This window comes from Lutibacter sp. (genome assembly GCF_040883305.1).
Lineage (GTDB): Bacteria > Bacteroidota > Bacteroidia > Flavobacteriales > Flavobacteriaceae > Lutibacter.
On sequence record NZ_JBFLKT010000079.1, the window covers coordinates 1 to 3,805 of the forward strand.

Genomic DNA, 3,805 nt, shown 5'->3' on the forward strand with positions numbered 1-3,805 from the left:
ATGTAAAAGCAGAAGCATTTTTATCTGTTTGTGAACAAATGATGGAAAAATTTCCAAGAGCTAAAAAAGTAATAACTACTTTAAGAGGATCAATTTCTGCATCACACAATACGTGGGCAGGTGTTTTATATGATGGTACAAAAATGTACCAAACACATCAATATCAAATTACAGATATAGTAGATAGAGTAGGTGGAGGAGATAGTTTTATGGGAGGATTAATTTACGGATTACTGAAATACCCAAAAGACGATCAAAACGCATTAGATTTTGCAGTAGCAGCATCTTGTTTAAAACACACCATAAAAGGAGATGCAAATTTAGTTACTGTAGATGAAGTAAGTAAATTAATGGGCGGTGATGCCTCAGGTAGAGTAGCTCGTTAAAAAATATTAATTTGGTTAATATTGGAAAGCTGAGTTCTAAACTCAGCTTTCAATAATGAATTATGAAAAAATCAATAGCAATTATTTGTGGAGGAGGTCCAGCTCCAGGAATTAATACCGTAATAAGTACATTAGCAAAAACTTTTTTAAAAGATGGTTATCAAGTTTTAGGTATTCATGAGGGGTATAAAGGACTTTTTTCTGAAAATCCTTCTATTGAATATTTAGATTTTCATTTTTCCGACAGAATTTTTAGCAGAGGTGGGTCATCATTAATAATGAGCCGTTTTAAACCAAAAGATTCAGATTTTAAAGTAGACTTTTTTGCAAAATACAATATAAAATTATTAGTAACTATTGGCGGAGATGATACCGCTTCTACTGCCAGCAGATTAATGAAGTTTTTGAAGAAAAACAATTTAGATGTTGCTAATATTCATGTTCCAAAAACCATAGACAATGATTTGCCTTTACCAGATAGAAACCCAACTTTTGGTTTTCATTCAGCTAAAGATGAAGGTGTAAGAATTGGAAATACAGTTTATGAAGATGCACGTACAAGTCAAAACTGGTTTGTGTTGTCTGCGATGGGAAGATCGGCAGGGCACTTAGCTTTTGGTATCGCTTCGGCTTGCCATTATCCAATGATGATTATTCCTGAAATGTTTAATAAAACCACTATTACTTTTGAGAAGATTATAAACCTAATTATTTCTTCAATAGTAAAAAGTAAAATTTATAATATAAATTATGGAGTTGCTTTGGTAAGTGAGGGTGTTTTTCATTTTATGGAAGAAGATGAAATTAAAAATTCAGGAATCAATTTTACATATGATGCTCACGGACATCCTGAATTAGGTAATGTTAGTAAGTCTCATATATTTAATTATTTACTCCAAGTAAAATTAAAAGAAATAGGATTTGATATTAAAACAAGACCTGTAGAATTGGGCTATGAATTAAGATGCTGTAAGCCAATTGCGTTTGATTTAACTTTATGTACCTTATTAGGTATTGGAGTTAAAAAATTATTTAATGAAGGAGCCTCAGGCTGCATAGTTAGTGCAAACTCAAACGGAGATATCTCTCCATTGTATTTAAAAGACTTTGAAGATGAAAATGGAAAAGTACCACCAAGATTAGTTGAAATAGAATCTGATATGGTGCAATTATTTATGAATCATCATTTACGTTATGTAAAAGAAGATGATTACGAACTTGCAAAGAAATTTGTGAGCAACCCAGAAATCTATGATTTCAAAAAAATATTAAACTGGATTTAAAAAAATATTAAAATGGCACAATTTACAAGAATAGAAGTTGCAACAGCAATGAAAGAAACAGGGATGATTCCTTTGTTTTTTAGCAACGATTTGGAACTAAGTAAAAAAGTATTAAAAGCTTGTTATAATGGTGGCGCACGCTTAATGGAATTTACTGCTCGTGGAGATTTTGCTCACGAAGTTTTTGGAGAATTAACCAAATATGCAATTAAAGAACTTCCTGGAATGATAATGGGTGTTGGTTCTGTTACTGACGGTGCAGCAGCTTCATTATATATGGCATTGGGAGCAAATTTTATTGTAACACCAGTTTTAAGAGAAGATATTGCAATTGTTTGTAATAGACGCAAAGTATTATGGTCTCCGGGCTGTGGAACCTTAACAGAAATTGCAAGAGCAGAAGAACTAGGTTGTGAAATTGTAAAATTATTCCCTGGAGATATTTACGGCCCACAATTTGTAAAAGGGATAAAAGGCCCTCAACCTTGGACAAGTGTAATGCCAACAGGAGGTGTTTCGCCAACAAAAGAAAATTTATCTGGTTGGTTTAATGCAGGCGTTACTTGTGTTGGAATGGGCTCTCAATTAATTTCAAAAGAAATTATTGCACATAAAGATTATGCAAAATTAGAGCTAGACGTTAAAAATGCGATGGCTCTAGTGAAAGAAGTAAGAAAATAAATTATTCTTAAAAATAAAAAAACACCATAGTAATGTATAAGAATCTACTTGTAATTAGTTTGTTTTTATTGTTCATCTCTTGTAATGAGATGTCTAGTAATTTAATAAGTGTGAAAAATAGCGAAGAGTTAAAAACGGCTTTAAAAGACGCAAAACCAGGCGATGAAATAGTACTTTCAAATGGTGTTTGGAAAGATGTTGAAATTGAATTTATAGGAAAAGGTACAAAAGAAAATCCAATTACTTTAAGAGCAGAAACCGCAGGAGAAGTTTTTATTGAAGGTGTTTCAAATTTAAAATTTGCTGGAGAATATTTGGTAGTTGATGGGTTGTTTTTTAGAAATGGACATACACCAAATGGAAATGTAATTGCATTTAGAATTGATGAAAATCAGATTGCGAATAATTGCCGTGTTACTAATTGTGTAATCTTAGATTTTAACCAGTTGGAGAGAGATACTGAGGATTTATGGGTGCAATTTTACGGAAGATATAATCAATTAGATCATTGTTATTTAGCAGGAAAAACAAACGGTGGCCCAACGGTTAGAGTGGATTTAAAAGGAAATGAAAGCATTAGAAATTACCATAAAATTGTAAATAATCACTTTGGACCAAGACCTAGAAAAGGTGGTGCAAGAGGTGAAACAATTCAGTTAGGAAGTAGTTTTACATCTATGTCTCCAAGTAATACAATTATTGCAAATAATTTGTTTGAAGAATGTAATGGTGAGGTTGAAATAATTTCTAGTAAAACTAATTTCAACGAAATTAAAAACAATGTTTTTTACAAAAGTGAAGGCTCTGTAGTAACACGTCACGGAAATTATGCTATGATTGATGGGAATTATTTTATTGGTGATGGTGAAAACAAAAATTATGGAGGAATTAGGATTGTAAATACAGGGCATTGGATTGTAAATAATTATTTCTATAACATTATTGGAGAAAACTTTAGAAGTCCGTTAGCTATAATGAATGGTATTCCAAAGTCACCTTTAAATCGTTACAACCAGGTAACTGATGTTGTGGTTGCGTATAATACCTATGTAAATTGTAAATCACCTTGGCAATTTGGAGTTGGAACAAATATCAGTCAAAAAGATGTATTACCGTTGTCTGAAATTCGTTCAGCTAGACCGCTAAGAACTGTGGTTGCAAATAATGTTATTTATAATGAAGTTGGAGATCCAAACCCAATTATTGAACACGATAAAGCAGATGGAGTAACATTTCAAAGTAATGTAATCAACAATCAAGGAGTTGATTTTGATAATAATGACAGGTTTATTATTGAAAGCTTTGAATTGAAGAAAATTTCAGAAAATATATTTACACCTTCAAAATTTTCAACTACAATAGAGCCCTATAATGGATATGATTTTGAAACTATAACATCAGATTTATTTGGAACTTCGAGAGCAAATAACAATAATATAGGAGCAATACTTAAAG

4 protein-coding genes are annotated in these 3,805 nt (G+C 31.6%); all 4 read left to right on the forward strand.

Annotated elements, in window-relative coordinates:
- A partial coding sequence (locus tag AB1Z17_RS02495; protein WP_368050211.1) for a PfkB family carbohydrate kinase occupies positions 1 to 386 on the forward strand: 386 nt, incomplete at its 5' end.
- 62 nt (positions 387 to 448) lie between these two features.
- A complete protein-coding gene (locus tag AB1Z17_RS02500) occupies positions 449 to 1,669 on the forward strand; it encodes a 6-phosphofructokinase (RefSeq protein ID WP_368050212.1) in 1,221 nt (406 codons plus the stop codon).
- A gap of 12 nt (positions 1,670 to 1,681) precedes the next feature.
- A complete protein-coding gene (locus tag AB1Z17_RS02505) occupies positions 1,682 to 2,350 on the forward strand; it encodes a bifunctional 4-hydroxy-2-oxoglutarate aldolase/2-dehydro-3-deoxy-phosphogluconate aldolase (RefSeq protein WP_368050213.1) in 669 nt (222 codons plus the stop codon).
- 32 nt (positions 2,351 to 2,382) lie between these two features.
- A partial coding sequence (locus AB1Z17_RS02510; protein WP_368050214.1) for a chondroitinase-B domain-containing protein occupies positions 2,383 to 3,805 on the forward strand: 1,423 nt, incomplete at its 3' end.